Raw genomic sequence first — 22,891 nt, forward strand, 5'->3', positions numbered from 1 at the left:
TACAAATAATCTATACGATACAGGTTAATTTTGTCAATACTTTATTTTATTTTGGGCTGTAAGTGATCCATTTATTCACTATTCTTTACTAACGAATCACATTATGTATATAATAAAGATAGTTAAGTACACTAAAAAAGGAGCCTGACGGCAATCAGGACTCCTCCACAACATAAACTGCATGGAATGTGCAGCGGCTCACTTAGAGTCAATCGAAACAGAAGTAATCATCAATGATCCTCATGAGCGGTGGGGACGATGGTTACTTCTTTTTTTGTGTAACCGCGACAATTGCTACAATCAATGTTCCAAAGGCAATCATGATTTGTAATACATCTCCTACAGCAATCATTAGCGTATCACCTCCCTTCACTTGGGAGTGTGAGCCGCTACCCCATCTTCCGTATTATGTTGTGTACTTCCATTATATCATAGGCAAACGTGTGTTTACTCCCTTCCGAATGGACCAGTCTGAAAATTTGGAGGGGGTATACTTCATACATTCTTAGAAGAATAATTTATGGTGAATCTCAGCGTACAGGCATGATTTTATAGAAAAATTCAATCTAAATTGCCTCTCATAGAGCCCCCGGAAATATTTTTAGTTCTAAAGTAATGGTAAAATATACTCCGTTCACTGAGAATGGATCGATCTCCTTCAAGGAGAGAAAATGAAATATAATCTCGGCGATATTGTAGAATATGAAGATGAATTGTACACCATATTCTGGATCTATGATTCTGAATATGTAGAATTGAGTTCGGAAGACAAGCAATGTGTGTTGGCGAAAGCGGAAGAAATCAGGTTGGTCAGAGCGAAGTGAAGATGAAGCTGTCTGGATAAGATTTAAAAAGCACCATTTACGGAGTTCATCTATCTCAGTGGACCCTTTTAAATAGTCAAAAAGGAATAACAGATAGTATGTACTTTAGATATAGACTGCTGTCATGCTTATAGATGGAACAGTACATAGTCAGTTGATGCACATTGTTACCGAAAGCTATGAAACAAAAGGGTTTATAGTCAACAGTATTTCATCTTTCCTGATTTTCCAAAGTGTGTCACCATTATTAACGATGAGCACACTGCAAGAAAACCTCAGATCCCCGGGTAAACATTTTCCATAGAAGAACCAACAAAAATGAAATAGGCGGAGCTTTTCCGGTTATATGTAGAATGGAGCTTTTTTTGGAGTAAATAAGGGGAACTTTTCCGCTTATGCACAGAAAAAACACCTATATTTGTTTTGGTTTGAGGATATAGACGGAATTTTTCCGTCTATTCCTACCTTTTTTACTAGTAATGAACGAATTAAGCGGAATTTTTCCGTCTATTTAGCTTGATGCTTTAAAGGGCTTTTTCAATGATCTTCACATTCAGAAGGATTGACATATCGAGAAAAACCGATTAGTATAGACCCCATGAAAACAATCGATCTATTCAAAGCATTGTCCAATGAAACCCGGTTGAATATTTTGCAGTGGTTGAAGGAACCGCATAAACATTTTGATAAGCCGACCGCTCACTTATCAAAAAATTTAAGCGAAAAAGGTGGTGTCTGTGTCGGGGACATACAAGAGAAGGCCAACCTGTCGCAATCGACGATTTCACAGTACTTGTCGATGATGCAAAAAGCAGACCTTCTTGAATCCGAGCGGCATGGAAAGTGGACGTACTATCGAAGGAACGAAGAAACCATCTCGACATTAGCTGATTATATTGGAAAAGACCTGTAACAGGTTTTTTTCTTTGTATATCAAATCTACATTTCTCGATATATAGATTTATTTTTAGATTAACATATCGTTAATTCTCGATATTTAAAAATATAAAAATAAAGGAGTCACAGTCATGAAAAAATTTTTCATATACATCATTGCCCTGATTGCCGGAATGGCACTCAGTATCGAGGGTGCCATCTACGGTGAACTTGGTAAAAGTGTCGGTAAACTCGAAAGCAGCTTTTATAACTTCTTTACAGGGTCGATCATTTTAGGGCTTGCTCTTCTCTTCTTTGGAAAGGGAAAGCTATCTTACACATTTAAAGCACCGAAATGGAATCTGCTTGGAGGGATTCTCGGCGTCGTTTATTTAACGATTCTGGTCATCAGTATCCCCATTGTCGGCGTTGGCCTATCCATGGTTTCCGTCATATTGGGTCAGATGGCGATGAGCATCCTGATCGAGCACTTTGGATGGCTCGGGAGCCGGAAGAACCCGGTCAATCTTAATCAACTATTAGCCGTCGGATTCATGTCCGTGGCATTACTATTAATCTTCTAAAGGAGTAGAACTCATGAATCTATTTATCATTCTATTTACCCTGCTTGCAGGTATTATGTTAAGCGCACAGTCCTCTATCAACGGGACCTTCAGCAAGAAAGCCGGGACGTTGGAAAGTGCGTTCCTGACGTTCGCCACCGGAACTCTCTTTCTCATCATCATCATATTATTCTTCGGACAGGGCGATGTTCTTGCTCTGCTTGATGCACCTAAGTGGCAATTGAGTGCTGTTCTATTCGGGGTAGGCTATCTGTTCTTGACCGTTCTTGCCGTCCCGATCATCGGTGTGACGGCAGCCAATATTTCAACCGTGATCGGTCAGCTCATTGCCGGTATGGTCATTGATCACTTCGGCTGGTTCGGCGGTGTGGAAATAGCAATGGATCCGAAGCGTTGGCTGGCTTTGGTGAGTATGATGCTAGCCCTATATTTCGTGTATAAGGGGAATTCAACAGAGAGAAATGCCCATTAATATGAAACCAGATCTGGCCCGCAGAATATGGGGGCCAGATCTGGTTTATTTACAGGAGACACTCCAACGAAAAGATAGAAAGGACTTTTCTACCGTTGGCGTTTTATCATTTTTTATACAAGAATGCTTGGCATGACGAAAAGAGTACTCATTTGATAGAACACAGATCAACATCATACTTAAAGCTACTGCCGTCACGGATGTTTTCTTCACCTCGGGACCACCTCAATTACTTCTCATTTGGTTTTCCGTACTTCACCAGGACATGCCACAAAAGCTTTAATTCCTGCAGTACGTCTTCATATGTTCCCCGGCCTTTCCAGTCTCCCGGATTCTTCTTAACATCAAGGGCCGCCAGCCCGATTGTGTGCGCATCAATCTTATTTTTTTGAGAAATCCGCCTGGCCAAAGATGGCATGGATGCCCCTCTGAAATCAGAAGGAACATCATCCACATTAAGGCTAAAACCCATATGCCATTGAAGTTCGATCGAATACTTGGAACACATTTGCTCCATCGTTTTACCGACTGTTGTATCCTTAAAAGATGGATCGGCAACTAGTACTTCTACATCTTTTTCCAATGAAATCGGCCCATGAATTTGGGATTCGATATAATGATTCAGATTTCGATGGGTCACTCGTTCCTTCCTGCCATGCTCAAGATCATTCAATATGTGTTGAATAAACCTCGTCGGAGTCAGATCCTTCTCTCCCAATGCAAAATCCCTTAAAAACATTTCTTCCAAAAGCGCAGCCAAAATCATATCGAATTCTTGGTATGTTCCCTTCTCATGGGGGTTTTGATGAGAGTCCAGGTATGTGAAGGTAGAACGGGATGAGACTTCAGGGGATAGCAGAAAATAGCATGAGCCGAACCGTGGGGAAGGACCATCCGGATGGAGCATCAGGTTCAATGCCCCGTACTTTGGCCGTTCGCTCATCAACGCACCTTCCGATTGATAAGCTCCCCCAAACATATCCTCCTCCCACAGATCCCGGTCACCACCTGAACTGGGAGACACTTTCCCATTCGATATGAATGTTTCGAACTGACTTTTATATTGCCCTTGTTCAAGCAGGGACCCGGCAACGTTCTTCCTGGTGGACGTCGGTCGATCCGGATGGAAATGTAGACCGATCTGTGCGTATGTTTTTATATGGTGAACGGCCTGATCGAACACTTCAGCTGAAATATTGGACATGTTCAGGACATGCTGGATGGTAGAATTCGCTTCCGCTTTATGCTTTAGGGCAAAGGAGGTAAAATAATCGATTGCCTGACGCTGTGACGGTGTTAATCCCATAAAGATCCGACTCTCCTAACCGAATGACTCCAACCCATTATTTCTCCCAAAGCTCAATCAGTCTGCCTTCAGGATCTAGAATCCAAATAAACTGACCGAATTCACTCGCCTCTTTTTCTTTTGCAAGGGGTACTCCGATTTGATTCAGATGCTGTATCGTTTCTTCCAAATCATGAACTTGGAAATTCAACATAACCTGCTGTTCAGTCGGGAAGTATGTGTCATCTTCCTTAAAGAAAGAAAAGATCGTTTCATTTTCTGGATCGGGTTTAATAATGGTCCCATTCCAGCCTTCTATCTCAAGCTTTAACACTTCGCTGTACCACCTTTTTATCTCATCCAGGTTTTTGGTTCTCCAGAAGATTCCTCCGAAGCCTTTGATCATGATATGTTCTCTCCTTTTCTATTTTTCATTTAATAACTAAACGTATATTCCGATTTGATGACGCCACTGGAATATGATTTCACGTTCAATAGCTTCAGGTTTACACGCGGCTCTTTGCATCCGAATAATGGAGTGCCGTTCCCGACTAGTATAGGGTTGATCTTAAGGACTAAGCGGTCTAAGAGTTGGTGTTCGAGCAGCGTCCCAGCCAGCTCTCCACCGCCGCAGAGCCAGATTTTGCCCTTTTCTTGCTGCTTTAGCTTCTGAATAAATGGGACGGCATCTTCTTTTATGAGTTCTACTTCTTCGTTAGAGTCAAATTGAAGTGACTTTGAAAATATGTAATGCTTGATTCCCTTATAGCCGGGTTCACCAGGCTTTGCCCCTAGCAGGAATCCGAACTCATATGTTTTCCTGCCCATTAATACGGCATCATAGTCCTTCAAGTCTTCCATGAAACCGGGTACATGTTCGCCATCAAATAGAAAAAGAGAGCGTTCGATATCCCCGTCTATCAATGCTTGATCTGCGATAAAATGGTCTAGAGAGACGGCCACATGATAAATCAGTTCGCCCATTTTTCTTTCCTCCCATCATAAATCGTTTACTTAGAACACCTGACGCAATTCTACCTCGCCTTCCCCATACCCTTGAGGATCGGGCACGCGCATGGCCCACTCGATGGCTTCTTCCCTCGACTTAACATCGATGAGGAAGAACCCTGCCACTAACCCGTCGACTTCAAAAGGTCCTTCGGTTACAACCGGCTCTGCCCCTGGATCCGGATATGAAACGCGGATACCGTTTGAGCTTGGATGAAGTCCCTTCGCCATCACCCGGACGCCTGCTGAAACCAATTCCTCATTGTAGGTGGACATGGCCTCCATAAGCTCAGGACTTGGTAGATTTCCAGCTTCCGAGTTTTTTGAGGCTTTGACGATCATCATAAACAGCATAAATACTTCCTCCTTCCGGTTATCTTCACTTCAGAATACACGGCTTTCCATCCTCATCAAATGCTTGCTTTAAGTCAAACGCATAAGGAGTAGTTTTATGTTCAAGATAATAATCGTATCTTTTGGCAGCTTCCTCCCATGAGACATCCTTCACCTTCTCTGTCCACCAGACTACATACGAAGAATGCTTCCCATCATCAGGGTCCATCCATTTGTTCCTGTTCCGCAGTGCCTGACTGTGCTTCCCCGCATATGTAAAGCGATATAAGGATTGCAGGTTTTTCCATACCGTTAGTGTCAGGACCGGGTATCCCTTACCTTCCACTTCTACAGGTAAAGTGACTCCATCTGATGAAAACTCTTCAATAAGATGTCCTGATAAAGTAGCCTGACGCATCACTTTATATCCCATTTCATAAAACTCACGAGATACCGGGTGGTCATAAGGATGAATTAACCTGCCAACCGTATAAATTGAAACGAATGCCATACACATCTCTCCAATTACAGTCTTTACTCCGTTAAATTCATGTAAAATACCATACTAAAGGTATTCCATTTCAATCAAGATTCTTCCTCCATTCAGCGAAAAATACTATGAAACATTAACAATTTCACCACAATACAACCAAAAGCACACATAAAAGTCCGTGGCTACTATCTGAAATACCAAACTCTCTAGCATTCCTTTCAATGAATTGAGAATACGATCGTTTCATCGATTGACCCACTTTTCACCAAGACCATATTCTACTTGTACTAATTCCGTATTTGAGAATTTGTCTGCCAAGAACGGCTTCTTTTGACTTCTAAGAAAAGGTATTTGAAAAATCATCATTGGAAACAACACAATATGAAAAAAAATTCTCTTTACAATTTGGTTCATGGTAAGGTTTTGATCTTTTTTCAGTGAAATCACTTTTATTTTCAATAGTTTATGACCAGGGGTTTGTGTAAAAATGTTGATGAATAAAATATAGTAGGCTATAACGAAGCACAAAGTAGATAGTAGCTTTACTGGTGTAGAAATTCCAAGATGATCGAGTATGGAATATAAACAAAACAGTGGAATCAAATCGATTCCACTCGACAACAACTTCCTTATCAGACCTGCCCTAATAAAAGTATCATCATGATGATGAAACGTCCTAATAGATTCCAACTCATATTACGATCGAATCTGAAGACGGAGAAAATATACCATGATCAACAAAATGATGAAACTGAAGATAATATCCAAATGACAACCCTCCTTCAAATATCCAGTTTTTCTTCTATACCTCTATTAGGCAGTCCTTTCATCACCAACTAATCCCGCTCCTTTGGCCACGATCCTTGTTGTTTGCGTAAGAGTACAATTTGCCCTATATGGTAAGCATTGTGCAAAACTTGACGGGCCAGAATCCCAACGAGCTCCTCTTGAATTTGACTCTCATCAACTTTTGATAATGATTTATGCACATTTTCACAAATCAGATGTGTTTCTGCCAGGACTTCTTTCCAATTCTCTGAATCTGCACTGTCCCCTGTATCTCCAAAGGTGTTCTCCTCAAGGATTGACTTCCATATAGGATCTGCTGGTCTACCGATATCTCCAAATGAAGTTTTTTTATGAGATACCCGTTTTCCAGATCTTAAATCATTGACCTGCCTAACGAGTAGAGAGTTGTAATAATTAAGATGGTTCACCGTTTGCCAAATGCTATTCCCTCCCCCCGGAGGTTGCCAGCTTGCATCTAGGGAACTTAAACCTTCAAGGGCCGGTTCCAGGGGTAAAAACCATGCCTCCGTGTTCCAGCAAAAATCAAATTCCATGCGAAAAGTATCCATCAGTCCCAGTTTCATGTGCTTTTTCACCTCTGGTTAAGATTATACAAATAGCTTACATCGCGACCCTTTGTAGTCATTTGCTCACCAAACAACATCAGAATTCTGAACATTCAGTTTTTATTATCCATTAATTTCTATTATTAATCAACAGACTCTTGATTCACCATAGCCGATTCATAGTACGGATCGGTTCATGATTATTCTGTTGCCCCTATCCTAACTGGCGTTTAAAAATCTTACTGGCAATTAAATAAGCGAAGCCCATGATACCAACGCACCAGGCAAGGGAAATCCAAATCTCACTGCCGACCGTCCCACCATATAAAAGGGCACGAATCGCATTCACGATCGAAGTCACGGGCTGATTTTCAGCAAACACACGCACAATGGTTGGCATCGTTTCCGTTGGAACAAAGGCCGAGCTGATAAACGGCAGGAAAATCAATGGGTATGAATAAGCCGTCGCCCCTTCCATCGAGTCTGCAGTCAATCCCGGAATAACCGCAAGCCATGTCAGGGCCAGCATAAACAATACCAGTACCCCGATGACCGCGAGCCACTCCAACATATCAGCACCTGAACGAAATCCCATCAACAGCGCAACGAGAATGACCACAATGACGGCAAGCAGATTTGATACAAGGGAAGTCAGTACGTGTGCCCATAATATCGAGGAGCGCTTGATCGGCATCGTACTAAAACGCGCCATCAGCCCGCTCTTCACATCCGTAAAGAGCCGGTGCGAGGTATAAGCGACACCTGACGCAATCGTAATGAGCAAAATTCCGGGTAACAGGTAATTCACGTAGCTGTCCGTCCCTGTCTCGATGGCACCGCCAAATACATAAACGAACAACAATAGCATCATAATCGGAGTAACGGCAACCGTGATGATCGTATCAGGACTCCGTAATATACCGCGCATCAAGCGTCCAAATAATACCCCTGTGTTACTATTCATTTTCATTTCCTCCTTTTTTTCCAATGATCGAGAGGAAGATTTCCTCCAGTGTCGGCTGCTTCTCGATATACTCCACTTCAGCAGGCGGGAACATTTCCTTCAGTTCAGTAAGAGTACCTGTCGTAATGATTTTCCCTCCATGGAGGATGGCGATACGGTCCGCCAGCTGTTCCGCTTCCTCCAGGTACTGGGTTGTCAGCAAGATGGTCGTTCCGCCAACAGCTAGCTCCTTGACGGTTTCCCAGACTTCCATCCGGGCTTCCGGGTCCAGCCCTGTCGTGGGCTCATCAAGGAAGATGACTGGAGGCGCCCCGATCAAGCTCATAGCGATATCAAGCCGGCGCTTCATCCCGCCTGAATACGTATCCGCTCGTCTGTCGGCCGCGTCCGTTAGACTGAATCGTGTTAAGAGATCATCTGCGATTCGAGACGGATTGGACACTCCCCGTAACTTCGCAATCATGATCAAATTTTCCCTCCCTGTCTGGATACCGTCCAGTGCAGCAAACTGTCCCGTCAAACTGATGCTCCGGCGAACCTGATCCGGTTGATGCTGAACATTAAAGCTGCAAACACTCCCATTCCCGCCATCTGCCTTCAGCAGTGTCGAAAGTATATTGACGATCGTTGTCTTACCCGCCCCATTTGAACCGAGAAGCGCGAATATCTCTCCGCGCTGCACCTCAAAATCCACACCCTTTAAGACTTCCTTGTCTTTGAAGGATTTTGTTAATCCTTTTACTGAAATCGCTGCCTGACTCATGTTTTTTCCTCCCTTTATTTTGAAAGCTACTTAGTGTTACTGGTAATCAGTATAACTTACTACTATGGTAAAAAAACAACTGAATAGTGTCGGTTCAGCATGTATCACCCGCCATTCAGTCGATATCACTTAATGGATTCACTTTTTTCCACGACCGATCGTATCGTTCAACTTCGCCCGGTACTTGTCACTCCACTTTTCCGAGTCTTTCACCAGTTCATCACAGAAAGCGGCTACGTCTTCACCCGTTAGATCAGTAACTTCCCTGCCTTCTGCAGCCCCTTCCTCGAACAGATCCAAAATGCCATTGAAAACCCGGCTCGTATCTTTCCAGTCGGTAAGACCCCCGGCTGTCCACATATATTTCTGGATCGCCTTATAGGCATTGAGGTACTCACTTGGCAATGTCTTCGCACGGGCTTCCATCGCTCTCCATTCACGCTTGTCGGCAAAACTTCCGGTAATCTTTTCAATAAATTTCATCTTATCCTCTCCTTATGATTTCTTTTGTTTTGAGTTCGTTCATCTTGCTTGAAAGAAATTCCCATTTACCCCAGAAGATCTTGAGTTTTTCCTGCCCCGCTTCATTCAGGGTGTAAAATTTCCGTGGCGGGCCAACACTTGATTTTTTCTTTTCGATATTCACCAGATTGTTTTTCTCAAGACGCATGGTAATGGTGTACACCGTACCTTCCACTACATCCGTGAAACCAAGTTCTCTCAGCTGCTGCGTGATTTCATAGCCATACGTTTCACCACGGCTGATGATCTCAAGGACACAGCCTTCAAGAACCCCTTTCAGCATTTCTGTTAAGTTTTCCAAACATTCACCCCCTCTATTTCAGCTCTGTACTCAGTAATACTAACTACCACTATATAGTATGACGAAGTAGTGGTTTTGTCAACCCAATTTATAAAAGCTGAAGATGGAATAGGATATCTTCAGCTTTTTGTCGTGTGTATGTAAGGTTATTTGGGTATACTTTGGTGCTTTTCATAGCGAGTAGGATCCATCCGTTGATTCTTACCACCTGAAATTTTTATTGAAAAGACTCTGCCATTTGAACCATCTGTGTTTTACTCACTTCTTTTGGGGTTAGTTTGGCATAATAGATTACTTCATAGTACAGGTCATCTTTCCAGGTAAGGACTCTTCTGCCGGAGTCATTCGGTATAAATTCCCCGTACATATCCTCCCCGATTTTCACCCTCTTGGTCTTTTCTGATTCATACTCCGGTTTTGATGATGTGATTCTGATATCCATCATATTTTTATCAGCATTCAGTAACGAAATGGCTGCTGTCTGTTGATTCTCTCCAACTGAAAAATCGGTGACTATCATTTCCGCAAAGGGGACCTGCGAAGGAAACTTGAATTCATGATTCGACTTTGAAGTGTATTGTAGATCGTGCATCCTGCCACGATGTTCTGTCCATACAAAACCGATGGTCACAACAGAAGCAAATAATAGTACAGAAACTATTATTTGCAGCCTAGTTACCTTTATTCCTACCATGTTAATCTTTGGCCCCATGCTTACTATTTGATGGAGAAAAAAGTCTCCACTTCCCTTCAGAAATGATCTCAACTTCTCCATCGACCACTTTAATGGCAGTCTCATCATCGATTGCATACGCCGCACCCTTCATACCCTCAGCCCATCTCTCTGCATCAGCCATCGTGTTTTCCGGCAGCATCTCGTGATCCAGATGAGGGAAGATTGAAAAATCAACCAACCCAAGCGCTGCATCCCCGCCGTTCGGAGGATTCCAGCCAACAAAGTCTTCTCCGACCGCAGGCGCCATCACCATACTCCCTGCACTCATTCCCACATAGACTGCATCCAGCGACGGCAAAAGATCTGCAAGTCCGGATTGTCGCATCCAATGAGCTAAGTAGAGAGCGTCACCGCCCGATACGAGAAAGACATCTGTTTCCTTTACAAGCGGGACCCACCTGTCTCGATTAATGCTTGGCAGCGCTGTAAGCTCCAGCACGCCGACAGACTTCCATCCCAGGTCCACCATGGGATTCTCTGAATTTCCGCTGATGAACTCCCATGTTCTGACGCCGGGACCGACCCATGGGTGTCCGTACATAGCGGTGGGGATGCACAGGGCAGTGCAATCGGCAATCGGTTTGTCGAGCATCGTAACCAGCGCTTCTTGAATGCTTTTGTTATTGACGCCTGCGGATGTGAGTAGTAGTTTCATGATTTCATCTCCTTAGTGTAGTCATACGCTTAAATTTATCAGATCTGTTATTTTTGGTGTTCCTTTTCCATTAATCAGAGCTAATGTTTCTATAAATGAGTTCAACAAAAATGGCCGTTTATCCTTCCTGGATGAACGGCCGTGTTTATTTACAATCACTGTTTTTCAGATTTGAACTGCTGGCAGTTGAACATAAATTGTCTAGCATAATCAGGTTAAGCTCCAGAGCTGATAAATAGACGGAGAAATTCCGCTTAATTAATCATTAATTTTAAATAAGGTTGAAATAGCAGGAGTAATTCCGACTATTGACTCACAAATACTAAAATAATGGTTATTTCCCTGTTCATAAGCGGAAATCCTCCGCTTATTTACCCCCAAAACAAGTTCCGTTCTAAATGTAACCGGAAAATTTCCGCTTATTTTATTTTGGTGGTGTTGGTTCTTCTATAAAGAGCAAGCACCTTATTTTAAAGATAATGCGAGAAATATGATAATAATTTTGAAGTGTCGTATTTTCTTAATTCGTAAACGTACCACGGGGACAGGCCCCCTTGAATTTACCTATTCATCTTGACCAGTAGATTTTTTATAAATGATGAATGAACATCATCAAACAAATGACGGGAATCAATGAGACCCCCAAATAAAAGATACCAATCATTTTTCTTCCTTGTTTATATCTCATAATCCCGAAATTGACGATCATGCAAATCATGATGACCACATTAACCAGATTCAATTGTCCTAAATGTTCTCCACCACGTCCTTGAAGTAGAAAGAGAATGAACACCGTAATCGACAGGACGATCAAGAGCGAGTGAAAAAACAAACCTGATTTTGTAAAATTAGATTTAAACATGGAACACCTCACTCATGAAATATTTTCCAAGCATTCATATTCATTATTTCAAAAACCTTCACTCCGAGCAATGCTCAATTCCTTCTCCTTTTTCCCATAATAAAAAGACCCAAGAGAGATCCCCCCTCCTGAGTCCATTATTCAATCACTTAAACAAATCCATCAACAGCTCCCAAAATCCTTTTTCCTTCTTCGGTTCTGCTTTCTTCTCTTTCTTTTCTTCCTTCTCGATGCTTTCTGTTTTGATTACGAATTGCACGGAGGAGACTTTTTCGTTTTTGGACGAAACGAAGGATACAGGTTTGAAATCGGATTTGTCGTATTCGGCCATCATCTTGTTGATTTCTTCCTGCATCTTGTCGGGAAGGTTTTTCGTTTCTTGATGCAACGCGCTTGTTCCGTCTTGTAGGTCTGCGACCCCGCCTTTCAACTGGTTGGTTCCGCCGGCCAGTCCAGTTATCCCCTCATGAAGTTTCGCGTATGAAGAGGATAGTTGCCCCACGCCTTCTGTGTACTTGACCAACCCTGAGTGGAACTCTCCGTAGTTAGCTGACAGTTCACCAAGTCCTTTTTGGAGCTTAGAAAGCCCGCTCATATCCGTTTCCTTCAAGGAGGCAGACAGATTAGTTGAAATGGAAGTCAGCTGACCGCTCATGTCATTCACAGAACCATTCACCTGATTCAAGGTCGGCCCGACTGCGGCAAAGGCTTCCTTGACGCTTGCATAAGTCCCCTTCACTTTTTGCGCCGCTTTGTGGGACGCCACGAGTTTATCCACTACCTTTGGATCGGCCCCGCTTTGGTATAGCGCAGTAATCTCTGCTTCTGTCAAGTTGTTGGCGGGAATCTCAGCTATCGCTCCGTCCAGGGCACGGTAGGCTTGAGCGTAATTCGCCTGCAGATTGGATAATCCACTTGCTGCTTGGGTCAGGCCGTCCGCCAGCTGGTTGAGGCCACCCGGCAATTCATGCAGTGCGGACAGATCCATGTCAGCAGGATTTGCCGACAGTGACTGATTGATGGTCCGCAGTGCTTCGCCGATGGAGTTTGAGGCCCCGACGATTTGAGACGAAGAACCATTCAATTCACTGATGCCGTTTTTATACTGAGCTGAACCGTCACGAAGCTCCGCAGCACCGCTGTTCAATCGGGAGACGCCGGTTTTCAGGTCGGTCACACCGGTATTTAACTTCCCTATGGCGTTGGATAGCTTAGCCATGTCATCGGTCATATTATCCGTCCCTGTCGTATCAATGGGAAGGGTGGACGGGACAGCGGCGATTTGGACGCCCTTGAATTCAAAGTCCTTCACATCCGCTTCCACGCTCATCTTCTTCTCTTTTCCAGGCATGACCGTGAAGGTGATCTGCTTATCCTTCCCGGCACTTGCCACCATTCCTTCAGCTGCCTCGATGTTTTCATACGTATTAGGCAGATTCAGGGAAACCTGAAGCAGATAGTTTTCATAGAAGACAGTCCCTGCACGTTGATTTTCTGAAGTATCGATGGTGATCTTGAGGTGCCCGCTTTTTCCTGCAAGCTCGGATGGATCAATTTTCTTCCCGTCCAGGCTGTAAGTAACCCTCACATCCCACGGCAGTTCGGTCTCTTCCTTCATATTTCCTTGATACGTGAACTTTCCTTCAGGAGCATCCATTTCCACCTTCTGCCCCTCTTGTTCAAGCTTCTTCAAATCGGTCAGGTTCTTAACGCTGCTAAAATCCCCGTAATCGAGAATCTTTCCTGCATGCGTGACTTCAAACGTATTCACGACATAAATGTCGTTCAAGTCACCACCGGCATCAAGGGTCGCGTACACGACTTCATCCTTTGATACAACCTTCCCTCCCGTTGCAGCCTGAGCCGGAACAGCCAGAAATGAAGGCAGTAACAGCATCAATGCGAGTGCTCTATATGTGAATGGTTTTTTTCTCATCATCATTTCTCCTCATAAAAGTTTGCTTTGATCGTTGTTTTCTTGATCCATTTATCAAACACCAATAAGAGTGCCGGCAGTACAAGGAGGACCATGATGAAGGCTAGTAGTGCCCCTCTTCCCATCAATAAACCGATGGATCCCACAATCGGATTAGATGAGGTGATCCATAAGATGAATCCGACACTCGATAGGATCGCAGCCGATATCGAGATTGAGAACGTCTTTTCATCCAATGTCCGTATCATCGCTGCTTTAGCAGGCATTTCCTTTCGATAATGGGTGTAGGCCTCGGTGAATAAGATACCATAATCCACCGTCGCCGCCAGCTGCACCGTACTGATGATCAAATACCCGACGAACACGAGTGAGGTATTCGTAAAATACGGGATCGACAGATTGATCCAGACCGCCGCTTCAATCGTGATCAGAAGTACAATCGGAATAGATATTGACCTGAAGCTGAATAGCAGTACCAGGGCAATCGTCACGACCGTCAGCACATTCACGACGATATTGTCTTTGTTGACGGTATTTTTTATATCATACAGTGTCACGCTTTCCCCAAGTGCCAATGCTTTCTCCCCGTAATAATCACTTGATGCCTTCTCCACTTTTTCAACGATGGAAAAAGGAGCGTCGCCTTCCGTCCCTTGATTCGTGTTGATGACAATGCGGCTGTAGTTCTCCGAATAAAATTCGTCCGTGATGGATTTGTCGAGATACTCCGGCGGGATCTCTGCCCCTACCTGATTGACATACGCCATGACCCCCGTCACATAGTCAAGGGACTCGATGTCCTCCACAAGCTTCTCTTCCTTTGCCATATCCCCTTTAGGGATCAGCAGGACGATCGGCGTCGTTTCACCGAACACCTCCTCGACTTTCTTGAAATCACTTCCGACACGGGTGTTTTCCGGCTGCTCCCCGGTTCCGTATATGAAGGATGTATGTGTTTGTCCCAGGAAAGCCGGAACAAGAATGACCAATACGAAGATCAGGCTTGGATATTTCAGTTTCAATACTTTGTTCCCGATACCGTTGAAGCTCGGAACAAAACTCTTATGCTTCGTCTTATCCATCCATTTATAGAGGATAAGTGTCAGGGCAGGCAGGAATACCATCACGCTGATGAAGCTCAGTACGATTCCCTTCACAAGGTTCAGCCCAAGATCCGACCCGATTTGAAACTTCATGAATGTCAAGGCGATGAATCCGAAGAACGTCGTCGCCGCACTTGCCGTGATCGCCGGGAATGATTTCTTCATGGCAAGCTTCATCGCTTCTTCGGGATCATCGGTCTCCTTCCGGTAATCAGAGAAGCTGTGAAGCAGGAATACCGCATAATCCAGTGACACTGCGAGCTGCAGGATCGGCGCCACCGACTGGGTGACGAAGGAGACTTCCCCGAGGAAGATATTCGTTCCAAGGTTGATAAGGACCGAGACCCCAATCGCCGTCAGGAAAAACAGCGGTTCGATCCAGGATGTCGTCGAAACGACTAGAATCAGAATGATGAGGGGGACGAGGAGCATCCCGGCATACATTGATTCACTTCCCGCCATTTTCTGAGAACTCGCCGTATTGGCCGCCTCACCGGCAATCGCACCATCTTCACCGATCAGCTTATAAATCTCATCCGTGATGCGCACCTCATCACCGGTCCGGACGCTGATAGAAAACAAGGCGTTCCGGTCTTTATAGTAATTCTCCACCGTTTCCTGATCCGCCACTTCCAACGGCGTCTTCAGGTCGACCATATCATCGAGCCACATCACATCCGTTACCCCGTCAATGGCTTCGAGCTTTTCTTTATAGGACATAGCCTCCTGTATGGACACATCCGTCACCATGACCCTTGTATCCGGGACCGCCCCGGTAAACTCCCTTTCCATGATATCCAACGCCTGTGTCGACTGGGCATCATCCGGGAGATAATCGACCATATTATAATTGACCTTCACAAAAAACTGCGCCACTGTTGACAAAACCGTCGCCAGAATAAACGCAATCAATACCGCTTTTTTATGCTTTATGATCCAGGAAGCAATCTTTATCATCACGTAACCTCACTTGTCTCTTTCACTTTTTCACCTTATCATTATAATAAACACGGTGTTGGATATTCAACGGACAGTTGTGTAGTGTTTGTTCAATACGCAACACTTATTGCCGGTGTGTTGGATAACTTACGCAGGAAAGGGGATTCACGTATTTGAGCACGAAAATGGACCGACGAAAAAAATACACGCGCATGGTGTTGAAGGAAAGCCTGCTGAAACTTCTGAAGGAACAATCCATCTCGAGTATTACCATCAAAGACATCTGCGAGACGGCAGACATCAATCGATCCACCTACTATGCCCATTATGCCAATCAGTATGAACTGTTGGAAGAAATCGAAGAAGAATTCATCGCAGATCTGACGGAGACTTTGGGTCAATACAACTTTTCCAAAGAAGAAGAAGCTCTGCAGATGACAGAGAAGCTATTCGAATACCTTGCAGAAAAACGAGACATTTGCGAAACACTCCTAAGTGAGAACACAGATATGTATTTTCTAAAAAAAGGGATGGTCATCACACATGAATTCATTTTCAAAAACTGGCGCACCGATGACCGGATTGACCAGGAAACCTATGACTATATCAACATGTTCATGGTGAGCGGAAGTATCCATGTGATAAAAAACTGGCTGGAAAACGGGATGGATAAGTCGCCAGGTGAGATGGCGGGCATCTTGCACCGGTTCATCAACCGGGGATTGTCAGGGGTAAAATGAAGGAGCCTGTATGAAAACAGGCTCCTCATTTATACTCGTATCAAGACTTTCCCTTCATACTTACGACTCTCAATTAAATCGTGAGCCTGTGCAGCCTCACTCAAATCGAAGATCTTCGCAATAGGGAGTTTGACTTTTCCCGATGCGAATAAGTCGATGACCTGCTCTGCTGCGGGAGCCAACATGTCCGGTCGATGTTTCCTTGTCGTCCCCAGGCTGAACCCCTTTACATTTCGACAGGAAGAATGCACATCGCTCGTTTTGAAGTGACCCGCACTGCCGCTGCTGTTGCCGAATTGAACGAGGGTTCCGTAAAGTGCCAGACAGTCCAGGCTTGCCGTCGTGACTTCACCTGCAACCGAATCGAAAATGACATGTGCCCCTTTTCCGTTCGTAAGCTGTAACACTTCTTCGGAAAACGTATCGTATGTACAAACGCGATCTGCTCCCATTCTCTTGACATAGTCCTCTTTGTTCAAGTTGCCCACGGTTGCAATCACGTTCTCAACCCCGGCAAGCTTCGCCAATTGAACGAGCATGGAACCGACGCCACCCGCTCCGCTATGGACAACGATTGTATCACTTTTTTTCACCTGACCGATTTCATGCAGGAGGATATAAGACAGGATCGATACTGTCGGCATGGCAGCCGCTTGCTCGAAGCATAGGCTTTCTGGAATCTTGAATGTCAGATGTTTATGGGCTTTCACGTACTCCGCATATGAACCGCCTATCGGAAAAGCGATGACACGGTCTCCGACTTCAAATCCAGAAGATTCCCCTGCTTCCACAATGGTCCCCGCTGCATCGAGACCAAGTGTGAAAGGGAATTTACCCTTCCCTTTATTGCCTTTTCTTGATTTGATGTCGGCATAGTTCACACTTGTCAAAGCGGTCTTGATCAGAACTTCCTCTTCATTTAACGTTGGAGTCTCCACTTCTGCCCATTGCAATACATGGGAATCCCCGAATTTATGTTGAATCACTGCTTTCATCTCAACACCCCTTCTCCACAATCTCCTTTTCATTTTAATGTAAAAGTCTGGTACCCGTATAATAGAAAAACTGAAAGAGAAGCCATAATTTGCGCTTATGTTGACAAGCTATTCTTGACTATGATAATTTGTATATGCAAATGAAAGGGTGTTGAACGATGAACCAAGAAGAAGACGTTCTGATTCACTGCTTATACTTCACGGCAAGCCGTTTTTCCCGCAGCATCACCAAGCTTGCAGAAAAACACCTGGATGCCGGGGGACTTGCTCCATCTTACTTTTATATGATCATGGTCATTCACTTCAAGCCGGGGATCACGCAGAAAGAGCTGTGCCAGAAGCTGGCCATTGCCCCTTCCACCAGTACACGTTTCATCGATAAACTGGAAAAGCGAAACATCGTTGTTCGGAAAATGTCAGGTAAACAAACCTTTATCTCTTTAACGGATGAAGGAGAAGAATTGTACCGTGAATTTCGTGTGTCGATCAAAGAAATGTTCCAGGATTATTCCGAGACGCTTGGGAAGGATTTCAGCCTGGATTTAAGCCGGATGTTGCATGAAGCCAGTTTGAAGCTTGAAAAAGAGTGAGGTAGTTGCGCTCTTTTTTTACCCACTCATTTGCACATACAAATATTAATCATTGGAGGAATTCATTATGGATAAAACGATTGTCATTATCGGCGCCGGTAAAGGGATCAGCTATGAGGCAGCGAAGAATTTTGGACTGAAAGGATACAAGGTGGCACTCGTTTCACGGACGCTTGCCTCACTCCAAAAACTTGAGAGCGATTTGGCATCACAGGGTATCACAGCCAAAGGGTTCCAAGGAGATGTTTCATCCACATCTTCCATGAAGGACGCCCTATCTGAAGTCAGAGCAGAATTCGGGGATGAAATCGAGGTTCTTCTGTACAACGCCGCGTCCATCAAGCCCGCTCAACCAACGACCATCCGCCCGGAAGATTTCATCTATGATTTTAAAGTGAACGTAGCCGGGGCCCTTTCCGCTGTTCAGGAAGTCCTTCCTTTCATGGAAAAAGAAACAGGATCAATACTATTGACAGGTGGTGGTTTAGCCCTGCATCCAAGTGCTGATGTAGCCTCTCTTTCAGTCGGGAAAGCAGGACTCAGGAACCTGGCTCACAGCCTTCACCAGGAATTGACCCCAAAAGGAATCTATGTCGGGACTTTGACCATTAACGGTTTTATTCAGGAAGACTCTTATTTTTCAGGAAATAAGATTGCTGAAGCATTGTTCAAGATGCATGAGGATAAAGGGGATGTTGAGGTTGTGTACGAAGAGGCGTGACACATCGTTTTCAAAGATGGTTTAAGAGGAAGGAGCCACATTAAAGAAAGCCTTTGGGGTGGCTCCTATTTTGTATATTTTTTGATTACATAATAAAAAGCTTGCAGAAACAATTACCGGTTCTGCAAGCTTTACCTTACCTATTCTTCATATTGTTCGTTTTCATTCGTCCCATACTGACCATTTTCCGTATCGATGACACCGCTCGTATACGAATCCATAATCTGCTGGCTTACCTGCTGGTTCGCATTTTCATCATACGTGAACTGCTCTTTCGGATCCCTCTTCTTCATCGTGATTCCCCCTTAAAAATAAGTAGTATATTCTCCTTTATTGTTCGAAAATTGGCTACAGATATAAGTGGGAAAATATAGTATGATGAATGTAAGGAGGGGATCACAATGAGTTTAAAATATCACAACATATTAGTAGCTGTAGATGGGTCAAGGGAAGCAGAATGGGCTTTCAAAAAAGCGATTGCCATCGCCAAACGGAATGACGCCACTCTGTCCCTGATCCACGTCATCGACACCCGCTCTTTCGCAGCCATCGAATCCTATGACCGTACTGTAGGAGAAAGAGCCATCAAGTATGCTGAAGAATTATTAAACGAGTACAAGGAAGAAGCCACCGAAGCCGGATTGACCAAAGTCAAAACATACGTCGAATACGGCTCCCCGAAAGTGATCATCCCAAGAGAAGCAACCAAAAACGTCAAAGCGGACCTCGTCATCTGCGGTGCCACCGGCCTCAACGCCGTCGAACGCTTCCTCATCGGAAGCGTATCAGAACACATCACCAGAGCTGCCCACTGTGACGTGCTGGTTGTAAGGACGGAAGAAGTGGAGGATTGATTTTTTTCATTAATACTTAAAAAAGAACGGTTGAGGGAGAATGATTCCACTCAGCCGTTCTTTTGCACTTTAATACCGAGGAGAAAGTGAAATTCCATTAGTTGATTGTAGCGGAAGGTGCTCGACTCCTGCGGGTATAGTGGGACAGGTGAGACCCCACAGGGCGAAGCCCGAGGAGGCTCACCGCCCACCCCGCGGAAAGCGAGCACCTGTAGCGAAAATCAACCAGCACTCTCTAATTGGTTTTAATTTTTTCTAAACAGATTGTTCAGCAAAAGACCCCAACTCAGCCTTCCCCTTCCCAATCTGCACCTTCACCTGCTCAAACCCAGTTCCACCATACGAATTCCTTCTCTCAACAGCCGAATAAGGAGTCAAAATCGAATAAATATCCTCCTCAATCAACGAAGAAAACTCACCGTACTTTTCCAGAGAAACATCCTTCAGATAACAGCCCTCCTCAATACAATACAACACAAGCTTCCCAACAATCTCATGGGCCTGTCTAAAAGGAATCCCCTTTGTCGCCAGATAATCAGCAAGCTCCGTCGCATTGGAGAAATCATTCCCGACCGCTTCCTTCATCTGTTCACTATTCACTTTCATCGTTGAAATCATGCCTGTGAAAATCTTCAGAGATCCCACAACGGTCTTCACCGTATCGAACATCCCTTCCTTGTCTTCCTGCATGTCCTTGTTATAGGCAAGTGGCAGTCCTTTTAAAACCGTAAGAAGCGAAATAAGATTCCCATTCACCCTGCCCGTCTTCCCTCTGACAAGCTCCGCCATATCCGGATTCTTCTTCTGGGGCATGATGCTGCTTCCCGTCGTGAAACTGTCATCGAGCTCGATGAATCGGAACTCTTCTGTTGACCACAGAATCATCTCTTCCGCCAGGCGGGAAAGGTGAGTCATCATGATCGAGCTGTTGCTCAGGAATTCCAGGATGAAATCACGGTCACTCACGGCATCCAGACTATTTTCATAACAGGAACCGAAGCCAAGGAGCTCGGCAGAATACTCACGGTCGATCGGGAAAGTCGTCCCCGCCAGTGCACCGGCACCCAATGGAGAGATATCGATTCTTTTCAACGAATCAACAAGCCTCTCCTTATCACGATTCAGCATCCAGAAATAACACATCAGATGATGGGCAAACGAGATTGGTTGGGCACGCTGAAGATGAGTGTACCCTGGAATGATCGTTTCCACATTATTCTCTGCCTGGACGATGATCGCTTCCTGCAGATCCTCCACGAGCTTGACGATTTCCTCCACTCGTCTTTTTAAAAACAGATGCATATCGGTCGCAATCTGGTCATTACGGCTTCTTCCTGTATGAAGCTTTCCTCCGACCTCGCCGATCAAGTCAATCAGCTGCTTCTCCAGGTTCAGATGAATATCCTCATACTCCACGGAAAACTGGAGCTCATTCCTTTCAGCCTTGCCGTAAAGCACGTGTAGTCCGTCTAGTATCTGATCGGCTTCATCAACCGTCAAAATCCCGCATTTCTTTAACATTTTCACATGTGCGACGCTGCCTTCAATATCTTCTAATACGAGCTCCTGATCGAATGAGATGGATGCATTGAATTCATCCACCCACTCTTCAGGCTTTTTGGTAAAACGGCCTCCCCATAACTTACTCATAGAGTCACTTTCTCTTTCTTCTCAGCGTTGACCATGGAAGACACCTTTGTCGGAAGACCCCATAGTTGAATGAATCCAACGGCAGCATCATGATCGAATTCATCCGCTTTTGTATACGTCGCAAGGTTTTCATCATACAGGGAATTCGGTGATTTTCTTCCTTCCACGATGGCATGGCCTTTGTATAATTTCACACGTACAACGCCATTCACATACACCTGCGTTTGATCAAGGAATGCTTTCAGCGCTTTATTTAATGGAGAGAACCATAGTCCCTCATAAATCAATTCGGTCATTTTTTTCTCGATCACCGGCTTGAAATGCGCAAGCTCTTTCACCAGTGTCAGATCTTCCAGTTCTTTATGTGCCTTTAAAAGAGTCATGGCAGCCGGACACTCATACACTTCACGTGACTTGATGCCGACAAGGCGGTTCTCTACATGATCGATACGTCCGACTCCGTGCTTACCGGCCAGCACATTCAGCTTCGCAATGATTTCTTCAAGAGGATACGCCACGTGATTCAGTTCCACAGGCACCCCTTTTGAGAACGTGATTTCAACTACATCTGCTTCATTCGGTGATTCTTCAATGCTTGATGTCAGGTCGTAAGCATCTTCCGGTGGTGCAGCCCAAGGATCCTCAAGGACTCCACACTCGTTGCTTCTTCCCCAAAGGTTTTGGTCGATGCTGTATGGAGAGTCAAGATTGATCGGAATCGGAATCCCCTTATCTTTCGCATATTCAATTTCCTCTTCACGTGACCATTTCCACTCACGAACCGGGGCGATCACTTCTAAATCAGGATTCAATGCCGCGATGGACACTTCGAATCTCACCTGGTCATTTCCTTTTCCCGTACAACCATGCGCCACCGCCGTTGCATTTTCCTGTTCGGCGACCTCCACAAGCTTCTTGGCAATCAACGGTCTTGATAGAGCGGACACCAGTGGATATTTCCCTTCGTACAGTGCATGACTTTGCAGAGCGATAAGCGCGTAATCGTTCGCGAACTCTTCTTTTGCATCAATGACATAGCTTTTGGACGCTCCTACCGTCAAAGCCTTTTCCTGTACAAAATCAAGATCCTTCCCTTCCCCCACATCCAGGCAACATGCAATGACTTCGTATTCTTTTTCCTTTAACCATTGAACCGCAACCGACGTGTCTAAACCACCTGAATAGGCTAATACCACTTTTTTACTCATCCGTATCTCCTCCTGTTGATTTTCTATATAAATGAATATTTATTCTTTAAGATGAATTTATATTAGCAGTTTACGAGAAATACATCAATACTTATTCATCAATTTGTATAATTATTTTATGG

The 22,891-nt window shown here is 44.5% G+C and carries 29 protein-coding genes; 8 read left to right on the forward strand and 21 right to left on the reverse strand.

What is annotated here, in order from left to right:
• Positions 1-262 precede the first annotated feature (262 nt).
• Positions 263-352 carry a putative holin-like toxin gene (locus SLH55_RS15875; RefSeq protein ID WP_219927342.1) on the reverse strand — a complete coding sequence of 30 codons (90 nt, stop codon included), beginning with the start codon at positions 350-352 and terminating at the stop codon, positions 263-265.
• Between the two features lie 319 nt (positions 353-671).
• Here SLH55_RS15875 and SLH55_RS15880 point away from each other — a divergent pair, with 319 nt between their 5' ends.
• From SLH55_RS15880 to SLH55_RS15895, 4 genes are all read left to right on the forward strand, one after another.
• Complete coding sequence (locus SLH55_RS15880) at positions 672-824, forward strand: hypothetical protein (protein ID WP_320323953.1); 153 nt, start codon at positions 672-674, stop codon at positions 822-824.
• 598 nt (positions 825-1,422) lie between these two features.
• Positions 1,423-1,737: a metalloregulator ArsR/SmtB family transcription factor gene (locus tag SLH55_RS15885; protein ID WP_320323954.1), complete on the forward strand. Its 315-nt coding sequence runs from the start codon at positions 1,423-1,425 to the stop codon at positions 1,735-1,737.
• A 115-nt stretch (positions 1,738-1,852) separates the two neighbouring features.
• Positions 1,853-2,284 carry a DMT family transporter gene (locus tag SLH55_RS15890; protein WP_320323955.1) on the forward strand — a complete coding sequence of 144 codons (432 nt, stop codon included), beginning with the start codon at positions 1,853-1,855 and terminating at the stop codon, positions 2,282-2,284.
• A 13-nt stretch (positions 2,285-2,297) separates the two neighbouring features.
• Complete coding sequence (locus SLH55_RS15895; RefSeq protein ID WP_320323956.1) at positions 2,298-2,756, forward strand: DMT family transporter; 459 nt, start codon at positions 2,298-2,300, stop codon at positions 2,754-2,756.
• Between the two features lie 229 nt (positions 2,757-2,985).
• Here the strand turns inward: SLH55_RS15895 and SLH55_RS15900 are convergent, their stop codons facing one another.
• The 16 genes from SLH55_RS15900 to SLH55_RS15970 form a co-directional block, all read right to left on the reverse strand.
• The gene (locus SLH55_RS15900; RefSeq protein ID WP_320323957.1) at positions 2,986-4,062 is read right to left on the reverse strand and encodes a DUF3626 domain-containing protein; all 1,077 of its coding nucleotides are present in this window, start codon (positions 4,060-4,062) and stop codon (positions 2,986-2,988) included.
• Positions 4,063-4,099: 37 nt separating this feature from the next.
• Positions 4,100-4,447 (reverse strand): VOC family protein, encoded by a 348-nt coding sequence (locus tag SLH55_RS15905; protein ID WP_320323958.1) that lies wholly within the window; start codon positions 4,445-4,447, stop codon positions 4,100-4,102.
• 29 nt (positions 4,448-4,476) lie between these two features.
• Positions 4,477-5,025, reverse strand: coding sequence for a dihydrofolate reductase family protein (locus SLH55_RS15910; protein ID WP_320323959.1), 549 nt, complete (start codon positions 5,023-5,025; stop codon positions 4,477-4,479).
• Positions 5,026-5,055: 30 nt separating this feature from the next.
• Complete coding sequence (locus tag SLH55_RS15915) at positions 5,056-5,403, reverse strand: YciI family protein (protein WP_320323960.1); 348 nt, start codon at positions 5,401-5,403, stop codon at positions 5,056-5,058.
• Between the two features lie 25 nt (positions 5,404-5,428).
• On the reverse strand, positions 5,429-5,893 hold the full coding sequence (locus SLH55_RS15920) for a DUF3291 domain-containing protein (protein ID WP_320323961.1): 465 nt from the start codon (positions 5,891-5,893) through the stop codon (positions 5,429-5,431).
• Positions 5,894-6,118: 225 nt separating this feature from the next.
• Positions 6,119-6,565, reverse strand: a complete 447-nt coding sequence (locus SLH55_RS23265) for an RDD family protein (RefSeq protein ID WP_413787099.1) — start codon at positions 6,563-6,565, stop codon at positions 6,119-6,121.
• Positions 6,566-6,711: 146 nt separating this feature from the next.
• Entirely contained in the window at positions 6,712-7,248 is a 537-nt protein-coding gene (locus SLH55_RS15925) for a DinB family protein (RefSeq protein ID WP_219166516.1), read from the reverse strand.
• Positions 7,249-7,444: 196 nt separating this feature from the next.
• Positions 7,445-8,194 carry an ABC transporter permease gene (locus SLH55_RS15930; protein WP_320323962.1) on the reverse strand — a complete coding sequence of 250 codons (750 nt, stop codon included), beginning with the start codon at positions 8,192-8,194 and terminating at the stop codon, positions 7,445-7,447.
• On the reverse strand, positions 8,187-8,957 hold the full coding sequence (locus SLH55_RS15935; RefSeq protein WP_320323963.1) for an ABC transporter ATP-binding protein: 771 nt from the start codon (positions 8,955-8,957) through the stop codon (positions 8,187-8,189). Before SLH55_RS15935 ends, SLH55_RS15930 begins: the two co-directional genes overlap by 8 nt.
• Positions 8,958-9,095: 138 nt before the next feature.
• Positions 9,096-9,440: a DUF1048 domain-containing protein gene (locus SLH55_RS15940; protein WP_320323964.1), complete on the reverse strand. Its 345-nt coding sequence runs from the start codon at positions 9,438-9,440 to the stop codon at positions 9,096-9,098.
• A 1-nt stretch (position 9,441) separates the two neighbouring features.
• A complete protein-coding gene (locus SLH55_RS15945) occupies positions 9,442-9,780 on the reverse strand; it encodes a PadR family transcriptional regulator (protein WP_219166512.1) in 339 nt (112 codons plus the stop codon).
• Between the two features lie 217 nt (positions 9,781-9,997).
• Positions 9,998-10,474 carry a hypothetical protein gene (locus tag SLH55_RS15950; protein WP_320323965.1) on the reverse strand — a complete coding sequence of 159 codons (477 nt, stop codon included), beginning with the start codon at positions 10,472-10,474 and terminating at the stop codon, positions 9,998-10,000.
• 1 nt (position 10,475) lies between these two features.
• The gene (locus tag SLH55_RS15955; protein ID WP_320323966.1) at positions 10,476-11,171 is read right to left on the reverse strand and encodes a Type 1 glutamine amidotransferase-like domain-containing protein; all 696 of its coding nucleotides are present in this window, start codon (positions 11,169-11,171) and stop codon (positions 10,476-10,478) included.
• A gap of 589 nt (positions 11,172-11,760) precedes the next feature.
• Positions 11,761-12,033: a hypothetical protein gene (locus tag SLH55_RS15960; RefSeq protein WP_320323967.1), complete on the reverse strand. Its 273-nt coding sequence runs from the start codon at positions 12,031-12,033 to the stop codon at positions 11,761-11,763.
• A gap of 145 nt (positions 12,034-12,178) precedes the next feature.
• On the reverse strand, positions 12,179-13,969 hold the full coding sequence (locus SLH55_RS15965; RefSeq protein ID WP_320323968.1) for a YhgE/Pip domain-containing protein: 1,791 nt from the start codon (positions 13,967-13,969) through the stop codon (positions 12,179-12,181).
• A 2-nt stretch (positions 13,970-13,971) separates the two neighbouring features.
• A complete protein-coding gene (locus SLH55_RS15970; protein WP_320323969.1) occupies positions 13,972-16,029 on the reverse strand; it encodes an efflux RND transporter permease subunit in 2,058 nt (685 codons plus the stop codon).
• A 155-nt stretch (positions 16,030-16,184) separates the two neighbouring features.
• On the opposite strand from SLH55_RS15970, the gene SLH55_RS15975 reads away from it, so the two are divergent.
• Entirely contained in the window at positions 16,185-16,751 is a 567-nt protein-coding gene (locus tag SLH55_RS15975) for a TetR-like C-terminal domain-containing protein (protein ID WP_226673550.1), read from the forward strand.
• Between the two features lie 29 nt (positions 16,752-16,780).
• Here SLH55_RS15975 and SLH55_RS15980 read toward each other — a convergent pair whose 3' ends face one another.
• Positions 16,781-17,746 (reverse strand): quinone oxidoreductase family protein, encoded by a 966-nt coding sequence (locus tag SLH55_RS15980; protein ID WP_320323970.1) that lies wholly within the window; start codon positions 17,744-17,746, stop codon positions 16,781-16,783.
• Positions 17,747-17,904: 158 nt separating this feature from the next.
• Here SLH55_RS15980 and SLH55_RS15985 point away from each other — a divergent pair, with 158 nt between their 5' ends.
• The gene (locus SLH55_RS15985) at positions 17,905-18,336 is read left to right on the forward strand and encodes a MarR family winged helix-turn-helix transcriptional regulator (RefSeq protein WP_219166504.1); all 432 of its coding nucleotides are present in this window, start codon (positions 17,905-17,907) and stop codon (positions 18,334-18,336) included.
• 67 nt (positions 18,337-18,403) lie between these two features.
• Entirely contained in the window at positions 18,404-19,057 is a 654-nt protein-coding gene (locus tag SLH55_RS15990) for an SDR family NAD(P)-dependent oxidoreductase (protein WP_257474911.1), read from the forward strand.
• 140 nt (positions 19,058-19,197) lie between these two features.
• On the opposite strand, the gene SLH55_RS15995 is transcribed toward SLH55_RS15990, so the two are convergent.
• Complete coding sequence (locus tag SLH55_RS15995; protein WP_219166503.1) at positions 19,198-19,350, reverse strand: hypothetical protein; 153 nt, start codon at positions 19,348-19,350, stop codon at positions 19,198-19,200.
• Between the two features lie 108 nt (positions 19,351-19,458).
• On the opposite strand from SLH55_RS15995, the gene SLH55_RS16000 reads away from it, so the two are divergent.
• Complete coding sequence (locus tag SLH55_RS16000) at positions 19,459-19,911, forward strand: universal stress protein (RefSeq protein WP_219166502.1); 453 nt, start codon at positions 19,459-19,461, stop codon at positions 19,909-19,911.
• 255 nt (positions 19,912-20,166) lie between these two features.
• Here the strand turns inward: SLH55_RS16000 and argH are convergent, their stop codons facing one another.
• On the reverse strand, positions 20,167-21,561 hold the full coding sequence (argH, locus tag SLH55_RS16005; protein WP_219166501.1) for an argininosuccinate lyase: 1,395 nt from the start codon (positions 21,559-21,561) through the stop codon (positions 20,167-20,169).
• Positions 21,558-22,769 (reverse strand): argininosuccinate synthase, encoded by a 1,212-nt coding sequence (locus SLH55_RS16010; RefSeq protein WP_257474910.1) that lies wholly within the window; start codon positions 22,767-22,769, stop codon positions 21,558-21,560. The genes argH and SLH55_RS16010 overlap by 4 nt, the downstream gene beginning before the upstream one ends.
• Positions 22,770-22,891 lie beyond the last annotated feature (122 nt).

Source organism: Rossellomorea sp. YZS02 (genome assembly GCF_033963925.1).
GTDB lineage: Bacteria > Bacillota > Bacilli > Bacillales > Bacillaceae_B > Rossellomorea.